The organism is Saccharibacillus alkalitolerans (assembly GCF_011090185.1).
GTDB lineage: Bacteria > Bacillota > Bacilli > Paenibacillales > Paenibacillaceae > Saccharibacillus > Saccharibacillus alkalitolerans.
The window spans coordinates 73,719-91,390 of record NZ_JAAFGS010000006.1 but is presented as its reverse complement, the minus strand read 5'-3'; the positions used below and the strand labels follow the sequence as shown (position 1 = coordinate 91,390).

22 protein-coding genes and 1 pseudogene are annotated in these 17,672 nt (G+C 59.5%); 1 reads left to right on the top strand and 22 read right to left on the bottom strand.

From position 1 onward, the window contains the following. Window positions 1-250: 250 nt before the first annotated feature. Entirely contained in the window at window positions 251-2,947 is a 2,697-nt protein-coding gene (locus GYN08_RS16845; RefSeq protein WP_166276467.1) for an alpha-L-rhamnosidase, read from the bottom strand. 174 nt (window positions 2,948-3,121) lie between these two features. Here GYN08_RS16845 and GYN08_RS16840 point away from each other — a divergent pair, with 174 nt between their 5' ends. Next, complete coding sequence (locus GYN08_RS16840; protein WP_166276464.1) at window positions 3,122-4,018, top strand: AraC family transcriptional regulator; 897 nt, start codon at window positions 3,122-3,124, stop codon at window positions 4,016-4,018. On the opposite strand, the gene GYN08_RS16835 is transcribed toward GYN08_RS16840, so the two are convergent. From GYN08_RS16835 to GYN08_RS16735, 21 genes and pseudogenes are all read right to left on the bottom strand, one after another. Then, the gene (locus GYN08_RS16835) at window positions 4,015-4,503 is read right to left on the bottom strand and encodes a cysteine hydrolase family protein (RefSeq protein WP_166276461.1); all 489 of its coding nucleotides are present in this window, start codon (window positions 4,501-4,503) and stop codon (window positions 4,015-4,017) included. The two genes, GYN08_RS16840 and GYN08_RS16835, sit on opposite strands and share 4 nt — an antisense overlap. A gap of 98 nt (window positions 4,504-4,601) precedes the next feature. Next, window positions 4,602-4,958, bottom strand: a complete 357-nt coding sequence (locus GYN08_RS16830; RefSeq protein ID WP_166276458.1) for a type II toxin-antitoxin system HicA family toxin — start codon at window positions 4,956-4,958, stop codon at window positions 4,602-4,604. A 130-nt stretch (window positions 4,959-5,088) separates the two neighbouring features. Beyond that, a pseudogene (locus GYN08_RS24130) lies at window positions 5,089-5,232 on the bottom strand (glyoxalase superfamily protein); the annotation flags it as partial. Window positions 5,233-5,246: 14 nt separating this feature from the next. Beyond that, the gene (locus GYN08_RS16820) at window positions 5,247-6,002 is read right to left on the bottom strand and encodes a hypothetical protein (RefSeq protein ID WP_166276455.1); all 756 of its coding nucleotides are present in this window, start codon (window positions 6,000-6,002) and stop codon (window positions 5,247-5,249) included. A gap of 96 nt (window positions 6,003-6,098) precedes the next feature. Continuing rightward, window positions 6,099-6,647 (bottom strand): GrpB family protein, encoded by a 549-nt coding sequence (locus GYN08_RS16815; protein ID WP_166276452.1) that lies wholly within the window; start codon window positions 6,645-6,647, stop codon window positions 6,099-6,101. Next, entirely contained in the window at window positions 6,644-7,123 is a 480-nt protein-coding gene (locus GYN08_RS16810) for a hypothetical protein (RefSeq protein WP_166276449.1), read from the bottom strand. Before GYN08_RS16810 ends, GYN08_RS16815 begins: the two co-directional genes overlap by 4 nt. Window positions 7,124-7,160: 37 nt before the next feature. Beyond that, window positions 7,161-7,625, bottom strand: coding sequence for a hypothetical protein (locus GYN08_RS16805; RefSeq protein ID WP_166276446.1), 465 nt, complete (start codon window positions 7,623-7,625; stop codon window positions 7,161-7,163). A 63-nt stretch (window positions 7,626-7,688) separates the two neighbouring features. Then, window positions 7,689-8,000: a hypothetical protein gene (locus GYN08_RS16800; RefSeq protein WP_166276443.1), complete on the bottom strand. Its 312-nt coding sequence runs from the start codon at window positions 7,998-8,000 to the stop codon at window positions 7,689-7,691. Window positions 8,001-8,090: 90 nt separating this feature from the next. Continuing rightward, a complete protein-coding gene (locus GYN08_RS16795; RefSeq protein WP_166276440.1) occupies window positions 8,091-8,483 on the bottom strand; it encodes a hypothetical protein in 393 nt (130 codons plus the stop codon). A gap of 19 nt (window positions 8,484-8,502) precedes the next feature. Continuing rightward, window positions 8,503-9,114, bottom strand: a complete 612-nt coding sequence (locus tag GYN08_RS16790; RefSeq protein ID WP_166276437.1) for a histidine phosphatase family protein — start codon at window positions 9,112-9,114, stop codon at window positions 8,503-8,505. Between the two features lie 15 nt (window positions 9,115-9,129). Continuing rightward, the gene (locus tag GYN08_RS16785) at window positions 9,130-9,612 is read right to left on the bottom strand and encodes a hypothetical protein (protein ID WP_166276434.1); all 483 of its coding nucleotides are present in this window, start codon (window positions 9,610-9,612) and stop codon (window positions 9,130-9,132) included. Between the two features lie 29 nt (window positions 9,613-9,641). Further along, entirely contained in the window at window positions 9,642-10,139 is a 498-nt protein-coding gene (locus GYN08_RS16780) for a hypothetical protein (RefSeq protein WP_166276431.1), read from the bottom strand. Window positions 10,140-10,609: 470 nt separating this feature from the next. Further along, a complete protein-coding gene (locus GYN08_RS16775) occupies window positions 10,610-12,817 on the bottom strand; it encodes an alpha-galactosidase (RefSeq protein ID WP_166276428.1) in 2,208 nt (735 codons plus the stop codon). Between the two features lie 210 nt (window positions 12,818-13,027). Then, window positions 13,028-13,348, bottom strand: a complete 321-nt coding sequence (locus GYN08_RS16770; RefSeq protein ID WP_166276425.1) for a hypothetical protein — start codon at window positions 13,346-13,348, stop codon at window positions 13,028-13,030. 85 nt (window positions 13,349-13,433) lie between these two features. Continuing rightward, window positions 13,434-14,258: an SRPBCC domain-containing protein gene (locus GYN08_RS16765; protein WP_235946354.1), complete on the bottom strand. Its 825-nt coding sequence runs from the start codon at window positions 14,256-14,258 to the stop codon at window positions 13,434-13,436. Window positions 14,259-14,439: 181 nt separating this feature from the next. Beyond that, window positions 14,440-14,589 (bottom strand): hypothetical protein, encoded by a 150-nt coding sequence (locus GYN08_RS16760; RefSeq protein WP_166276422.1) that lies wholly within the window; start codon window positions 14,587-14,589, stop codon window positions 14,440-14,442. 44 nt (window positions 14,590-14,633) lie between these two features. After that, a complete protein-coding gene (locus tag GYN08_RS16755; RefSeq protein WP_166276419.1) occupies window positions 14,634-15,221 on the bottom strand; it encodes a cysteine peptidase family C39 domain-containing protein in 588 nt (195 codons plus the stop codon). A 64-nt stretch (window positions 15,222-15,285) separates the two neighbouring features. Then, a complete protein-coding gene (locus tag GYN08_RS16750; protein WP_166276416.1) occupies window positions 15,286-15,768 on the bottom strand; it encodes a hypothetical protein in 483 nt (160 codons plus the stop codon). A 9-nt stretch (window positions 15,769-15,777) separates the two neighbouring features. Further along, window positions 15,778-16,755, bottom strand: a complete 978-nt coding sequence (locus tag GYN08_RS16745) for a phosphotransferase enzyme family protein (protein ID WP_166276413.1) — start codon at window positions 16,753-16,755, stop codon at window positions 15,778-15,780. Window positions 16,756-16,776: 21 nt separating this feature from the next. Then, on the bottom strand, window positions 16,777-17,142 hold the full coding sequence (locus tag GYN08_RS16740; RefSeq protein ID WP_166276410.1) for a hypothetical protein: 366 nt from the start codon (window positions 17,140-17,142) through the stop codon (window positions 16,777-16,779). Between the two features lie 3 nt (window positions 17,143-17,145). Beyond that, the gene (locus GYN08_RS16735) at window positions 17,146-17,649 is read right to left on the bottom strand and encodes a hypothetical protein (RefSeq protein ID WP_166276407.1); all 504 of its coding nucleotides are present in this window, start codon (window positions 17,647-17,649) and stop codon (window positions 17,146-17,148) included. Window positions 17,650-17,672 lie beyond the last annotated feature (23 nt).

Sequence of the window (17,672 nt, the reverse complement as noted above, 5' to 3'; positions counted from 1 at the left end):
CTTCTCTTTTTAACAAAAAAGAGACCTTTAAGGTCTCTTCAGGCTGTCGAAAAAGTCACGTAGTAGAGAGAAGCAAGCCGGCTCCGAGAGAAATTCGTTCCGGTCGCGTGTTGAAATCGGGAAAAGAGATCGAATTTTAGCGGAATTTTCCCGATTTCAAAGGCGAACACTATCGTTCCTTCACTGAATTTCTCTCTCCGCCGTCTCGCTTCTAGCTACGTTAGATTTTCTCGACACGTTGAAGAGACCTTTAAGGTCTCTTCTCCCCTACCTTCACCGTATAACGCCCCGAGCCCAGCTCGAACGTCACGCTTCCGTCCTCTTCCCGCGTCGGCGGCGCCGCCAGCACCTCGGCCGGATCGCGCTCGTCGATCCGCATCTTTTTGTTCGCCGCGTCCGGCAGGCGCACCCGGGCCGTCGTGTTCGGCGGAAGCTCGAATTCGTACGTCACCGCGCCGTCTGCCGTCTTGCTCCATCCGCTGACCGTTTTTCCGTATACCGAATCGTACTGCGCGCGCGCATGGGTCAGGCCGGAGTCCGGCTTGGGCCGCAGCACGATCCTTTTGCAGCCCGGCTCGTTCTCGTCCGTATCCAGGCCCGCCAGGGCCCGGTACAGCCAGTCGCCGACCGCGCCGTAGGCATAATGGTTGTACGAGTTCATGTCGTCGCTCCAGAACGAGCCGTCCGGCTTGATGCCGTCCCAGTGTTCCCAGATCGTCGTCGCCCCCTGCTTGACCGAATACAGCCACGACGGGTACTCCTCCTGCAGGACGAGCTGCACCGCGACGTCGTGATGGCCGTTTTCCGACAGCACGTGGCACAGATACGGCGTACCCACGAAACCGGTCGTCAGATGCATGCCTTCCGCGCGAACGTACTCGGCCAGCGTGTCGGCCAGCCTCTTTCTCGTCTCGCCTTCGGCCAGTCCGAACATCAGCGCCAGCACGTGCGAAGTCTGCGTATGGCCCGCGAGCCGGCCGCTCGGGGTGATAAACTCGTCGGCAAAAGCCCGAACGATGCGTCCGTGCAGTTCTTCGTACTTGGCGGCGTCCTCCTCCCTGCCGAGAACGGCGGCCGTCTTGGCGACCAACGACGTCGAATAGGCGAAAAAGGCGGTGCAGATCAGGTCCCGCGGCGTCGCGCCGACGTAGCTGTTTTCCTTGGCGTCCAGTCCCAGCCAGTCGCCGAAGTGAAAGCCCGTGTTCCAGAGAAGTTCGCTGTCTCCCTGCGAGCGGATATATTCCACCCAGCCCGTCATGCTGCCGTACTGCTCTTCCAGGATGCGTTTGTCGCCGTAGCACTGATAGATCGTCCACGGACAGATGACCGCCGCGTCGCCCCAGGCCGCCGAGGAATGCGAGCCTTCGTCCAGAATGTCCGGCACGACGAACGGAACGCCGCCGCTCGGCAGCTGCTCGGCCGCCAGGTCTTTCAACCATTTGGCGAAAAAGGGCGCGACGCCGTAGTTGAACGCCGCCGTGCGGATAAACACCTGCGCATCGCCCGTCCAGCCCAGCCGCTCGTCGCGCTGCGGGCAGTCCGTCGGGATGTCGAGGAAGTTCCCCCGCTGACCCCAGACGATGTTGCGCTGAAGCCGATTGATTCGCGGGTCGGAACATTCGAAGAAGCCCGTCGGCCGCATATCCGTATGGATGACTTCCCCGGCGAAATCATCCGGATCGATAGGCTCGGGAAAACCGGTCAGCCGGACGTACCGGAAGCCCTGGAACGTGAAGGAGGGCCGGTACGTCTCCGCTCCGCCGCCCCGGCAGAGATACGTCACTTCCTGACGGGCGGTACGCAGATTGCCGGCGTAGAAGTTCCCTTCCCGGTCCAGCACCTCCGCGTGATGCAGCGTCAGCTTCGTACCCGCGGGCATGTTCACGGTAAAGACCATGCGGCCGACCATATTCTGCCCCAAGTCCAGTACCGTTTCCCCGGCCGGCGTGGAGATGACGGACACCGGCCGAATCGTTTCCGTGACTTTGACTCGCTCGCTCTGCTCGCCGATCAGCGTGTCCATGGACCGGTCCAGCGTCTCCGCGGGATGCCAGCCGGAATCGTCGAAGCCGCGTTCGCTCCAGCCCGGCAGCTCGAACGAGGCGTCGTACGTCTCGCCCTCGTAAATGCCCGACATGCGAATCGGTCCGTTCGCGGTCGCGCGCCACGACTCGTCCGTCGCGACGATTCCCTCCGTCCCGTCGTCGTACCGGATATGCAGCTGAAGCAGCAGGCCGCGACGGTCGCCGTAAATGGCGCTGCGGCCTTCCCAGCCCAGCCGGCCTTTGTACCAGCCGTCCGCCAGCGCCGCGCCGAGGACATGACGATCTTCGCCGGCGCCGGCCAGCCGATCCGTCACGTCGTAAGCCTGGACCTGGAGCCGGTGATCATAGCTCGTCCAGCCCGGCGTGAACAGGCTGTCGCCGACGCGCCGACCGTCCAGCTCCAGTTCGTACAGGCCGAGCGCGGTCGCCAGCAGCGTCGCGCGGCGCACCTTTTTGCCGTCCGTTTCGAATTCGCGGCGCAGATAAAAAGCTTCTTTCGCCGCGGGATCGACTTTGTCCGCCGCCGGCGTGATCCATCGCGCCCGCCATTCGGCGGCATTCAGCAGTCCCGTTTCCCAGTAAGCGCTGTCGCTCCACGGCGACTCTTCGCCCTGATCGTCCCAGACGCGGACCCGGTAGACATAGCGGGTAACGGACTTCAACTCCTCTCCCGCGTATTCGACGTGGGCGCTCTCGTCCGATTCCAGCCGGCCGCTGTCCCAGACCAAATTTTCTTCGGCAAAAGTCTCGTCTTCGGCCGCCACCTGAATCCGGTAAGCCGTTTGCAGCGCGTTTCTGCGGTCCGTCAGCAGCTTCCAACCCAAACGCGGACGCGAAACGGTCAGTCCCATCGGGTTCTTCAAATATTCGCAGCGCAGTTCCGTCACCATCATTGCACGCATAAGCCAGATTCCTCCCGGTCGGTCGTTATAGTGGATGCTTGTTCTTCTCCTCCTCATTGTAGGAAACTTCTCCTTAGGAATAAGGGGGCGATTCGGACAACTTTATAGGCCGATCTGGACAATCCGGATAAAAAGGGTTAGGGTCGGATTAGCGAACCTTAAGGAGGAAACGGCATGAGGCGAAGCGTGGAGCGGCTGTTGGGAACGTATTTTTTCGAAAGCGGACTGCCCGTGTACGTGAACCGGGCGAGGGAGACGTTCGAGATGCTGGAGCACACGCACGATTTCATCGAGCTGACTTACGTCAGCGAAGGTTCCGGCGTGCATTATATCGGGGAAGAGAATCTGCGCGTTTCGCGGGGAGACGTTTTTTTCATTCCGGTCGGCGTGCCTCACGTATTTCGTCCGGCCGCTCCCGGGCGGGGACGCGAGCTGATCGTGTACAACTGCATTTTTCCGGCCGGTTATCTGCAGGAGCTGGAAACAAAGTTCCCCGAGGCCGCCGCGCTGCTGGCCGCTTTTCGCGAGCCGGACCGTCCCTGGTGCCGCCTGCGCGACCCCGGCGAATTCCGCGGCTGGTTCAAGGAGCTGTACCTCGAATACGCCGCGCGCCGGCCGGGCCGCGAAGCGATGCTGGCGGCGCTGATCGTCCGCATGCTGATCGCGCTGCATCGGCAGCTCCCGTCCGAGGCAGCACCCCCGCAGGAGAAAACGCCGCGCGGAGCGGGGCCCTCTATCGACGATGCGGTGCGCCGGATCGAGGAGGGTTACGCGGAAGCTCCGACGCTGAAAGAGCTGGCGCTTCAAGCCGGACTCGGAGAGCGCCAGTTCAGCCGGCTGTTCGCCAGGCGGACCGGCATGAACTTTTCGGCCTTCCTGCAGAACACGCGCATCGAGGCCGCCTGCGAGCTGCTGACCGCCTCGAACCTCGGCATCCCCCAGATCGCGGCGGCCGTCGGCTACGGCGACCTGAAGTTTTTCCATCGGCTGTTCAAACGCAAGACCGGCATAACGCCGCTGGCCTACCGAAGAAAGGCAGGCCAGCGGCAGATTCCGGACGGTGAGCGCTAGGCGTTCGCCAGCCACTCCGCGGCCGGATACGAGATCAGATTGCGGTCCCGGTAAGCGGCGGCGACCGCGTCGTCGTGCCGGCTGAGGATGCCGTTCTGCAGCAGAACGGGACCGAAGCCGCGTTCGATCGCCCCGTTGTACGTAAACTGCACGCAGTGCTCGGCAGCGAAACCGGCCAAAATCAGCCGCTCGATCTCCTGCCCTTTCAGCACGTCTTCCAGCTCCGTTTTCCAGAAAGCGTTCGAATATTCCTTTGTCACGAACAGGTCGGAAGCGTCCGTCGCAACCTCCCCGATCGTCCGGTAATGCTCACGCGTCTCTTCCGTCATGCCTTCGATGTCCTGAATATGAATGACCGGATGTCCCGCTTCGCGCATGACGCGGGACACGTAATTGATGTATTCGCAGACGCCGTCGATTTTGGGCTGCGGTACGCCTCCCAGATGAACGGTCTGCATGTCGATGATCAGAAACGCGATTTTCACGGGTCGAATCCCCCTCGTTTGAATGGTCGGCGCGCGCGGGCGCGACTACGACTTCCATTATGCGGGAAAACGACGCGAAAAAGCGAACCGTTTTGGCTTTATAGGCCTTTTTCCAACTGAATGCGCACGGTGTGAGTAGACAGCTGCTTGGTCGTGACGACCGTCTTCCGGTTTTCTTTTTCGAAAAAGTAGCCCGAACCGTCCTGCTCCCTAAACGTCCAGCCGCGTTCCTGCATAAGACGCTGCATCTGCCCGAACGCCTCGTCGTCTTTGGCCAGATACCGGTCGAACCGGCTGTCCCCGTCCAGCTCGACCAGCTTCTCTCCGGCAGCGTTCAATTTGGCCATGGCGATCGTCGTTTCCGTCCCGTATCTCGCGACCGGCACCGCCGCGCCCGCGCACAGGACCAATGCGGCGCAGGCACAGACGATCGCGACCCGTTTTTTCTTGTTCATCTTCGATTCCTCCTTCGATTCGTATCTAGTTTCAAGCTCCGCCGTTTCGTTCGGGCAGATTCCGAAGCCAAGCGGCATCTGTCGGTCGCCCGCCCCTCGTCTCCTGCCTTCCGGCTCTGCCTACAGAGTGTCGGGACACCTGAAGATAGAGCGGCAGCCCTTCCTCGAACCGATGCTCCCAATCGACTTCGAACCCCAAATACTCCACGTAAAAATCTTTCGCTTGACGCTCGTCGAATATCCGCAAAACCGGAATCAATCCCGTGATCTCCACCTTATCGCCTCTTTCTAGTGATCTGCCGGTATCAATCGCCCGCTCAGCCAGAATGTCCCGCTCAAGATCCCGCCTTCCCGAATTTCGCGCTCCCCGACCAGCCGCTCGTCCGCCACCACGTCGATATCGCCGCCCAGCGTGCGCACCAGCGCCCAGTGAAAGCGAAGGCCCGTCAGCTCGTTTTTCATCCAGCCGGCGCGCAGCACGCGGCCGCCGAAGGCCGCCGTCGAGATCGGCTGTCCGCCGTGCTCGGTGAGTCCGTTCGAGACGAACGATTCCGGCGGAGCAATCGGCTCTCCCGGCGACTGTCCCAACCGAAACAGATTGTATTCCGCCTCGCTCCCGAACACGTTCAGCTCGTGCGCGAACGCCGCCAGCTGCACATGCTGCAGAATCGGCTGCGTCAGCGGCCCGTAACGGTCCCGGTCCGGCAGGTCGAACACGAACGAATACAATCCTTCGCCCGGTCTTCCGGGTCCGGCCCAGGCGTAAAACGTCCCGTCCAGCTCGTTCGCCTCTTCGCGCTGCACCTCGCCTTCGATTCCGATCTCCATCAAGCCCGCTCCCGTAAAATGCGGCTGCATGCCGATCGCCACCTGCTCGCGGTTGAGCTGCAGCCACAGTTCCGCGCCGCCTCCGGCTTCAAGGCGGACATAGATGCCTTTTTCCGTCTCGAACGGGGTGCCGTTTTTATAGGCGTAATCCGCCAGGTCCAGCAGTTCCTCTTCTTCCTGCAGGTGAAAGCCGAGCGTCGTCATATGATTGATCATTCTTGTTCCTCCCGGGCCGTATTGAAGTCATGCCGCTCGACTTCGCGATTGCCTTCCATTTGATCTCTCCTTTTAAGCCTTTACGGGCGGGAGAATTCAAGGTTCCTCTTTTTCCGCTCTCCATCCCGTCCGCTGGCTCCATTTGCTTGCTTCCCGCATGATGCGCCAGATGATCGGGTCTTTGCCGTCGACGTACGAATGCCGCTCGTGCGGCTGCGAATACCGGGCCGCCAGCGCGCGTTTTTCCTCTGCGTACAGTTTTCTGAATGCCTCGTGCCCGCGAAGAAAGTCGCGGAACAGCAGCGGGAACTGCTCCGACCAACTGCCGGCCTCGCGCACATGGATATGCGTTCGCTTCGCGCCTTCCCGTTCGCGGAAATAGCGCTTGGTCAGGTCGGGATTATCCGCGCGATGCACGTATCCGGCCGCTTCGATGCCCGCACGGTACGTCATCGGCTCAAGGGCGCGCACGGAAATTTGGATGTCGATCACCGGCTTGGCGTCGAGCCCCGGCACGGCCGTGGAGCCGATATGGTCGATACGCAGCGCTTCGCCGCCCAGCTCTTCCTTCAGCCGCCGGGCGATTTCGCGAAACTCTTCGCGCCAGGCTTCGTCGTAGGGCACGACGGTTACCGCTTCTTTCACGGCTCATCCTCCTCTTCAACCTGTCGGCGTATCACATCCATCCCGTTCTCCAACGCATGCTCGGCCACTCGGGTCAAATCTTCGAACCGTTCAATCAGATCTTCCTTGCGATAAAAAAGTTTTTCGTACGTTCCGTTTTGCGGATCGGCTGTCCAGCCGTAATTGCCCGTCAGCGTCATCCGTTCGGGTCCGACGCCGAAAAGGTTCTTCCACGCCTGCGCCATGCCGCGCAGCTTCCGGATTTCGTCGCGGCCCCGGATCACCGAATAAGCACCGCTGCCGAGCCCGTTCCCTTCGCTCCCGTCCGGATACTGCGCCCGGATCCATCGGAACGTATCGTACAGATAATCCAGAAGCTCGTCGTCGAACACGGCCTGGGGCACGATCTCCGTGCCGCCCTGCCGAATACGTCCGTCCTCCCATTCGAAAGATTCGTCTTCCGCGTCCCAGCCGGCGATGAATTGATGATACCGCATCTTTTGGTTTCTCCTTGTCGAATCGATATCGTTTTGGTCAAATGCCGAAGTGAATCACGTAAACGCCGTCTTTCAGCGCTTTTTCGGTTACCTTGACCAAATTGTCCAGCTGAAGGACGATTTCCCGCTGTTCGAACCAGAGCTCTTCGTAGCGGCCGTTTTGCAAATCCGCGCCGTCCCAGCCGTAATTTCCGGTGAGTTTGACGGAAGGGGGAGCCAGTTCGAGCAGCCTTTTCCAAGCTTTCGCGATTTCGCCCAGCCGGCGGATGTCCCCCCGATCTTTAATGAGCGAGTATCCGTAGGAATCGAGTCCGTTCCACCATTGCCCGTTCGGAAACTGCGCCCGTACCCATCTGAACGTATCGTACATGTAACTGAAAAGATCGTCGTCGATTACCGCCTGCGGAACGACCTTCGAACCGTCGGTCCATACGCAACCTTTCTCCCAACTGAAGGACTCCGCGTCAGGATTTAACCCCGCGATGAATTGATGCTCGGGCATTCCATCTCTCCTTTTCGATAACTCTATGATCCCTCGTAACTTTCGTCCTTCCGGACCGAATCTTCACGCGCCGCGCGCATTCTTTTTTTCCTCCCGCAAAGACCGGAACACCGCCGTCAATCCGAGCTGCGGCATCATGAACAAGAACGCGTATCCGATATACAGGACGATCATCCAGGCTCTCAGGTTCATCGCCGATACCGGATTGGAAAAAGAGACGAACCAGAGCGCGAGCGGAAATACGGCGGCCATCAGCAAAGCGGTGGAGATCAGCACGTCCTTGACCTTTCTCCACAGCAGGCAGAACGCGATCGAGACCCCGATGATCAGAGGCCAGGATGCGATCGGCGTCACGAACATCGAGCAGCAGAACAAGATCGGATGCAGCCCGACAATGATCCATCTGGCGATTTCGCATTCCTCCTTTATACGAAAGACTCGTTTTTTCGGCTTTGCGCCTTATGTTCAGATCGAAGAACTGTCGATGCCCCAGCACTCGAACTCCGCGTCCGCATCGCGCGCGAACCAGGACACTTCCAGTCCCAAATAATCCTGCTCGCCGTCCCCGGCGCCTTCCGTAAGCCGTGCCTCGATCGCGATCCCGAAGCCGACGGGACCCGCGTTTCGGCTGTAGGACACGGCTCCGACGTAAGCCCGGCCGGACAATCGCGCGCGAACGGGGAACATCCCTTCTTCGCCGAAACAAAGCTCGTCGTCGTTGACGTAGCCCTCAAGCTGTCGCAGCGTCAGTTCCAGAAGCTCCTCCCACCGCTGCGACAGCAGCCGGTATTCGCCCAGCGAAATGCCGTCGTAGAACCGGGGATCGGGCGCCGCTTCTTCTTTCCACCGAATATTCATGCCTCGCCTCCCTGCTTCGTTATCCGTGCGGCAGCGCGTTTTCCGAGATCATCTTCCAACCTTCGTCCGTTTTCGCTACGGTATGCATGCCGGTCTGGGCGATGGGGTAAAAAGCGGCCCGGTTCGTCCATTCCCGCCCGTTCAAATGATAATACAACACATTGATGACGCCGCCGTGCGTGACGAGCAGCACGTTCGCTTCCGTCCCGCCGCTCTCGATTCCCGCGCACAGCTTCCCGAAAGCCCGGCAGATTCTGGCTTGAAAATGCGCGGGCGACTCCCCTCCCGGATAAGGAGTATCCATCCCGAGCGTATTGAAATAAAGACCCGGGTATTTGTTTTCCGCTTCGGGATTCGGCATGCCGGCCAGCTCGCCGTTGTTCATCTCCCGCCACTCTTCCGAATAAACGCAGCCCAGCCCGGTTTTTTGTCCGATTTCCCGCGCCGTTTCCGCCGCTCTCGGAAGGTCGCTTGCCAGCAGCGTGCGAATGCCGTACGTTTCCGAATGATCGCGCAAATGATCTCCCAATCTCCTCGACTGGGCGACGCCTTCCTCCGCGAGTCCCCGCCGGCTCCAGCCTCCGCGGTAACCTTCTTCGTCCATCCCGTGCCTCACCAGATAAATGTTCATTTTCCCTCCCGCTCCTTACTGCTCGTAAATCCGCACGCGCCGCTCATACACCCGATCGCCGTACCGGATTTCCTGCGAAAAGTCCTTTTTCCCGATTTCCTGCCGCGGCCCGCCGCCTTCGCTTTCCCGAATCTCTCCGACCGGCTCGGCCTGACTGCGCAGCGCCGCCAGCAGTTCGACGATCGGCTGTCTCAGCTCCCGTCCGCACCGAATGCCCAGTTCGACCATCCCGTGCTGATCCGTGAAGTCCCGGAACAGGTCGATCAGCACGAAACAATCGGGATCGCCCGTTCGCCGGAACAGCAGCAGATCGCCGCATCCCGCCTGTTCGGGCCCGCTGCCGCAGGAGCCGTACTCGTCTTCCAGCATACTCAGGTCGATCCGAAGACGAAGCCGTTCCGCCAACTGCTCCAAATACGCGGGCGCATTCTCTGCTTCGGGCTCGGCGATCAAGTCGTAAAAGGGAAGACGGAGCTTAAACTCGACTATGCCGTTCATCGCAGCTCCCTCCCCCTTATGTCTCGGTTTCAATCCGGCTCGTATTTGTCGTACTTTATCCGCCGCAGCGTCGTATCGAACGGTTCGGGCCTTTTTCCGAACACCTCTTCTTCCAGCAGTTGAAACGCTATCGATTCTCCCCACTCGTCCCACGGTTCGACGCCCCGGCTTCGCAAATAGCGGCGGCCCTCTTCGATATCGGCGATCTGCCGCTCCGCGCCGCCTTTTCGGATTATTCCGTACCGGTAGTCCCGATAGATAAACGCTTCGGCGATCCAAAACGTTTTGATTTTGCGCCGTTTGGACAAATCGGACAGGAACGGCATGTCCCCGTGCGTCCATCGCCCTTGCGTATCGATCACGATCGTCCATTCGCCGAAGCTGCCCACGGCGAGCGCCGATTCCATCATGACGGAACTCGCTTCCTCGAAATGCAGCTCTTTTTCGGTCCTGCGGAAAACGTCCGGCAGCAACGACGCGGCGTCCCCTTGATCCCGAATGCACAAGATGTCGATATTCCATGCCATAATCATTCACGCTCCTTACTGTTTCCGTTTAATCGCCGACTTACCCGTTGTTTTCACTATAGCATTTATTCAAAAATAAGGATGATCGCGTTAAAAAGAGAGTCCGAGTTTGTTTGCGGAAAATAAGTGCGGGAGAGCAGCTATTCGGCATAATTATCCGATTAAACGAGAAATAAATGCAGAAAAGCAGCTATTTCGCGATAAAGGGCTGAAATATAAGCAGAAATAAGAAATTAGCTGTTTTATGCACTTATTTTCTCGAAAACGACTGTAAAAGCCGAAATAAGTGTTCTCTTGCATCTATTTTGCGCTGCTTCGCGGAAGTCGGCCGGAACTGAGCCGATCGGGCCCGCCCGCTCTCGTCAAAACGCGGAAAACCCGACGCTCCCCACGGAGGCCGGGCTTTCCTTTTTCCTTTTCCTTTTCCGGTCTTCTTAAGTGTACAAGCTTAGCGCTTTCACCTGCCGCGCTTACGCTTCCTTGATCACGTACAGCACGCTCTGGAAGTCCCCGTTCAGCATAGGCAGCGACAATCCCATATACATCAGCTCGTCGCCTCCGTAGACCGCGCCGCTCTCGCCCGTGCCCAGGCGGCCTTCGACGGTGTAGCGTTTGCGCGGATCGAGGCCTTTCAGCTTCAGGCGGCGCAGCGGCGCGTAAGGCTCGCCGAGCACGCGGAAGTAGGCGGCGAACGCTTCGGAACGGTCTGCGGACACGTAAGTCCAGGCCGTATCGTTGCCTTCGAACGGACTCTTGATCCGGTAGAAGTCGCCGAACTGGATCAGGTCGCGCAGGTCTTTGTACTGCCGCACCTGCGCTTTCACTTCCGTTTTCTCCTCTTCCGTGAACTTGGTCAGATCGAGTTCGTAGCCGAAGTTGCCGCTCATCGCGACATGTCCGCGCATTTCGAGCGGCGTCACGCGGCCGACCTGGTGGTTCGGCACGGCCGATACGTGCGCGCCCATGCTGCTCGCCGGGTAGACGATGCTGGTGCCGTACTGGATCTTGAGCCGCTCCACCGCGTCGCTGTCGTCGCTCGTCCACGTCTGCGGCATATAATGCAGCATGCCGGGATCGAAGCGTCCGCCGCCGCCCGAGCAGCTCTCGAACAGAATATGCGGAAAGCGCGATACGATGCGTTCCAGCACGCCGTACAGGCCGAGCATGTAGCGGTGGGCCGTCTCGCGCTGACGCTCCGGCGCCAGCAGTTCCGACCCGATCTCCGTCATATTGCGGTTCATGTCCCATTTGACGTACGTGATCGGCGCGGACTCCAGCACGTTCGAGACGGAGTCGACGATGTAATCGCACACGTCCGGACGCGACAGATCGAGGATCAGCTGCTGACGGGCCTGCGTGCGGCTGCGGTTCGGCACGTGCAGGCACCAATCCGGATGCTCGCGGTACAGGTCGCTGTCCGGCGATACCATTTCCGGCTCGAACCAGAGGCCGAACTGCATGCCCGTTTCGGTGATTTCGCGGACCAGCTTCGCCAGCCCTTCCGGCAGCTTGCGTTTGTCCTCGACCCAGTCGCCGAGAGAAGACTTGTCGTCGTCGCGTTTGCCGAACCAGCCGTCGTCGAGCACGAACAGTTCGATGCCGAGTTCCTGGCCGGCCGCGGCGATCTCCTTGATCTTGGCCGCGTTGAAGTCGAAGTACGTCGCTTCCCAGTTATTGACGAGCACCGGCCGGGCCTTGTCGCGGAACTGTCCGCGGATCAGGCGGGTGCGGTACAGCTTGTGGTACGTGCGCGACATGCCGCCGAGCCCTTCCGACGAGCGGACCATGACCGCTTCCGGCGTCTGGAACGTCTCGCCCGCTTCCAGCTTCCATTCGAAGTCGAACGGCTGCAGGCCGAGCTGCACGCGCGTGGTTCCGAACGGCTCCACTTCCGCCTGTCCGAGGAAGCTGCCGCTGTATACCAGACTGAAACCGTACACTTCGCCGTGGTCTTCGCCCGCGTTTTTCTCCAGCAGGGCGATAAACGGATTCTGGCTGTGGCTGCTCGCGCCGCGCTTGCTGTCGATCCGGTGAATGCCCGGCACCAGCTCGCGTTTGTGAATATGCCGTTCGCGAATCCACGATCCCGACAGTTGGAGCAGTTCGAATTCGCTGTGGTTGAAGTCGACGCTCACGCTGAGCGCGCGTCCCAGCGCGATCGAATCCTGCCCCTCGTTGGCGAAACGCACGGAGCGGGCGATGGCGTCCAGTTCATGGAACACGGTATAGCTCAGCACGGCGCGCAGTCCGGTCAGCTCGTCGCGCAGATACAGTTGCAGCGTGTCCGCTTCGGCGTCGTGCTCGACGTAAGTGGCCGGCAGTCCTTCCAGCTTCGGCTTGCCGGGCACGATTTCATGGCGTTCGTACGCCAGGCGGCTGACCGTCGAACCGTCCTTGTACCGGGCTTCGAACGCGGGCTCGCGGAAGTCGCCGCTGCCGTACGCCGGATATTCCTGCGGCAGCGTGTCGAGCGACACGTGCATCGCTTCCGGGCTCAGGTTGGGGCTGAACGACGCGCGCTCGATCGAGTGCAGATGCTTGTCGAACGATTCCTGCGCCAGCTTCGGTCCCCAATACACATGCGCGGGATGGGCGGACTGCACGAGCTGGATGATGTAGCTGGACGAGGCCGACTGCAGGTGGAACGTTCGGGCTGCGGAATCATAAAAAATAGGCAAAAGAAATCCTCCGTTTCGGGCTGGTTTCGGACTGGTTCCGAGCGGCTTGCGGGCCGGCGGCGGATACCGACCCCATCTTCCTGTCACTATGCAAGTCCCTTTCCCGGAACCCCATATCCCCATTATAGGAAAAGAACGGGCCGAGCCCATATGTCAGGATGCGTGATTCGCATGTCATAAAGCCAGATGATTTTTTTGGAAAAGGTTCTCTCAATCCTGGCGTCGCACGGTCGGCTCTTGATCGGTTTCGCGTTCCGGACGCGCCGCTTCCCGTCCCGCAGGCTTAAGGGCCCGGTTCAGACCGACGCCCAGCAGAATTCCCCCGATCGCCGTGTACACCAGAACATGCCCCGCCTCGTAAACGGCCATATCGACCTGCGACAAGATGTCTCCTTTTTCCCATCTTACGGTCATTTTCTTGACCGCCTGTTCCAGCCCCATCTCTACGCTGTTCAGCAGCAGAACGAGTCCGATCCCGGCTGCGACCGCTGCGGCGATTCGCCAAATCCACCATTTCTGATTGTTTGTCACAAGCTCCTCTTCTCCCCGCGCGGCTGTCGCCCGGCTCAATCGTTCAAGCGATAGCCCGCCGTATCTTTTTCTTTATTATTAAATTCTAGCTGACGATCCGCTCCAGATTCTGAAGAGTCGAAGCCAGCGCCTGTTCATGCTCCCTTTTTCCGATGCCTCCCGGCACATGTTCGCAGACGACCGTGACCTTGGTTCCTTCCCCGTCGGCCTCCAGCTTCCAGGTCATCAGCATCTCTCCAGCAAAGGCAGGGTCGGGCGAATCGAACGCGACCGCCTGCACGATCTTCTCGCCGGGCACCAGTTCCACGAAACGGCCTTCGACGATGTCGGTATCCGGCGACGATTTCCCTTCGAACGAGTCCGAGGCTCCCGTATAGGTCAGCACCATCCGGTAAGCGCCGCCCGCCTGAGGCTCGAACCGTTCGAGCCGGCCGCGCATCCCTTCCGGCGGAAGCCAGCGCACCAGCAGATCGGGATCGACGAACGCCCAGTACAGCTTCTGCGGCCGGACCTTGATCAGCCGCGAAGCGGAATCGGTTCGCGAACCGTGCGACGCCTGACCTGCGCCGTGCGCGAATTCGCTCGCCGCCCGGGAAGAACGGAGCGCGAAATCGCCTCCTTCCTGTTCCGAAGCCATGCTGATTTTCTGCATTTCCAGCCGGCTGAGCGGACGCAGCGCATGAAACAGTCCGACTCCCGCCAATATGGCGCCGAGCGTGCGATAAGCGGCGATGCCGCTCTGCTGAATCAGCCAGAACCGCGTGCCGGAACCGTATTCGTCCTGCCCTTCGGTGATCGAATCCGCCTGCGACAGCCCCAGTTCGGTACTTCGGATAATGATCAGAATGCCGACGATGCCCAGCAGCAGCGAAATGATTCTGAGCGCAAACGACAACGAAGATTTTTTCATCATACCCTCCCTTTCGGAAAAAGCGCTCCGGGAACTCCGACGTTTCCCGAAACGCTTCGCTTTAATTGCTGGCTATGATCAAAATTACGCTTAAATGCCGCTTACCGAATCACTTGATGCGAAATCGTTTTTCGCAATCCCGGCGCAAACCCGAAAAAAAACCGTGCCGGCGAGCTTTCCTTCAATCGACGTCCGCGGCCGACCCGGAACTTCCGAAGATCCCGTCGATCCGCGCCCGGTCGTAGTCCAGAATCCATTCGTATAGGTAAAAAAGAGGCGGACGCAGCGTCAACCCGGGAAAATGTTCGTGCAGATAACGCTCCAACGTCATTCCGTCTCCTCCTTTTTGAGCGAAAACAGCCGAGTCCCGCGCCGCTAAGGTTCGATCACGATATACGACCGCTTGTAAAAAAAGTTGGTCCGCCAGATCGAGTCCAATTCGGCGACCGGAAGCTTGCGGTTATAACCGGATCCGTCGCAGTTCGATTTGTGCTTCAGCGACTCGGCCAGATAGATATGTTCGCGATCATAGCCGACTGCCGGAACGAAATGCAGATGACGCTTATCCGAAGAGACCTTGAGGAACAAAATGACCGGCGTCCCCCGGCTGATCTGCTTTTTGAGCGTGTCGACATCTCCCTGGCAGAAGCGGGCGTTGTAGCCGGATTGGCGAAAAAGGACGAGGATTCCTTTGGGATCGACCGTGCCGTCCAGCAGTTTGCGGGGGAATTTCCGGTAGAGCGAATCCCCGTCCGCTTCCACGCCCAAATGCCGCAGCACGTAAGCACTGGAGAACGCGGCGCACGCCTTGCCGTTTTGAAAATCGATCCGATTCCGCCGCGAAATCACGTACGCGTCCGGAACGTCCACGCCGCCCGCTCCGTCCTGCTTCGGCCAAGCCCGATAGCGGACAGCCGCGGCGGCGAGCGCCGCTCCGGTCGCCCAGAGCAAAAGATTTTTCATGCCCGTCCCTCCTTTTCGTTCGAATTTGACCCGTAGGCCGCGCACGGTCGGCGGCTCTGCGGCTTTAAGCCAGCGTTTCCCATAAAAAGACATAGTCCCGCTCTTCGTTCCGGCCGAAGATTTGCAGCAAGTTCCAATCATCGTAGATCGCCAGCACCCGCTCGCCTTCCCCGATCTCCCGCGTCAGTTCGAGCTCGTCCAGCTTAAGCCCCGCGATCCGCTCTTCGATATCGGTCCGGCCGTACGGCGCGAAGTCTCCGTTTTCCGTGACGTAATAGAGCAGCCGGGGCAGCACGGCCGATCTCGCTTCCCGGGCTTTCTCCTCGCTCCATTCCCATTCCCGCTCCGCGTACTCCAGCCTTTCCAGCAGGAGCAGCAGCGCATCTTGTTCCGACAATCCTCTTCTGTTCAACCCGACGAAATACGCCGAAGCTTCCCACCGGGGATGATGCAGCTCCCGGATTTCGAAGTCGGCGATAAAAGGCAGCGGATATCCGCCGCGGCCGATCTTTTCGCGGACGGCGGACAACGACGTCTTATCGATCATGGCTCCTCCTCAAAATCCGATCCGCTCCAGCATCGGTTCTCCCGCCAAGAACGGAAGGCAGTATTCCCTGCACAGCATGGGCATCCGCTCCCGCATCCAGTCGTGCATCTTCGCGTTGCCGAACTGGAATACGTAATAGCCGATGATCGCCACCAGCATGAATCCGTCAATTTTGCGCAGATCGGCTTCCGTCCAGCTTTTTCCTCCCGAATAGACTTCGAGGAACCGCCTCCGCCAATCCGCCGGCAGCATCATGACGCCCATCGCCGTATCGGTCAGCGCATACCCCCGGCCGTAGAAGCCGAAATCGATAAAACGGACCTCTCCGCTCTCCGTCAGGATCGTATTGGCCAGACCGATGTCGCCGTGAATCAGGCCGGGGCCTTCGCTGCCTGTGCCCGTCAGCCTGTCGTTGACCAGGCGCAGCGTCTCTTCTATCGTATCCGCGTCTCCCGCCGCAAACAAACCTTTTTCCGCGCCCGAACGGATGACGCCGGCCATCTTGTCGTTATACGCCCTGCCCTGATGCGGACGGGCTTCGAGACCGACAGGTTCGTACCGGCCGAAAAAAGCGTGCAGATTCGCAAGCTGCTCGCCAAGCTTACGGATCGTGTCCTCGTACGGCAGGTCGTTTTTGACCAGGTCGCGGCCCTCAAGCCAGGTGAGCAGCGAAGCGTGAATCTTCCGTCCGTTCTCTTCGAATGTCGTGACCAGCCCGCCTTCCCGGTTCCGCACCGGGACCTGGACCTCCCGTTCGTTCCAGCGCCCCCAGTGCTCGAGCATGTCCAATTCCGCGACGATGCCGTCGAAACGATGCTGCAGTCCCGCCATTCCCGGCACGAAAGGATCGTGGACGCGCAGCAGATACTTGTTTCCCGATCGGTCCTGCACGCGGTAAGTCCGGTTCTCGTTATGCCTTAAAAAGGTCGGTACGGGCCGATCGAGATCGTACCGCCTCAATATGTTTTCTAGCATTTCGTTCGTCATATGCGTCCTCCAGGCGATTCTTTATTTTCGGACGTGTCTGCGCCGTATCTTCTTCTGCATTCGCGGCTCCCGCTCTTTCCCGCCGCGCGTTCCCCGCTCGAAGTATCGCAGCGCGATCAGCAGCATTTCGCAGATCGCTTTCCATAAGATCGCCATCACGATCAGAGCGGCAGCGCCCATGATAAAGCCTAGTATCCAGCCGGGCCGCTCCACTCCGGTATAGAAATTGTCCGACTGACGGACCATGCTTTGGATCGGGTGCTTCAGAGCGAAACCTTTGCCGAATTGATAAGCGAAATACAAAATCGGCAGCGTGCCTGCATAAAACAAAGTGCGGACGATCTCCAACGCCGACCTGCGTCCGAATTCGAAATAGTTGTCGTTCATTCGTCACGTTCCTTCCGGATCATTTCCGCCATAAAAAGCTCCGGCCAGCTGTTCGTCGAAAAAGCGGCGCAGATCGTCTTGTTCGATCGCCGTGCGGTCGACTCTTCCCCAGGCATTGGTCCGGGTGAGGTACACTTGATCTCCGTTGTATTGAATGCGCAGCTCCCGATTGAAGGGCAGTTCGAACATTACGGCGGCCCTTACGGAACCCGGTATGTTTTCCATATGCGATCGGACGGAAAACTTCTGCTTGCCGATCCGGCTTAACAGCTCGTCGCTCTGTTCTTTCGTCAAGTCGACATCGACGAATTCGATGCGAACGGCGTCCGATCCTCCCAGCGATTCCTTATGATACACGGCTTTGGACATTTTCGAAGCCGCGACATCGTCGGCCGACAGCGCATGGAAGTCGCCGGGCTGATGCAGCCAGCTGAACAGTCCGGCCAGCAGAATGAGCCCTCCTGCGATGACGGCTCCCGCAGTCATGCGCTTGGATCCTTTTTTCATGAAATCCGTCCTTTCTTTCCGAT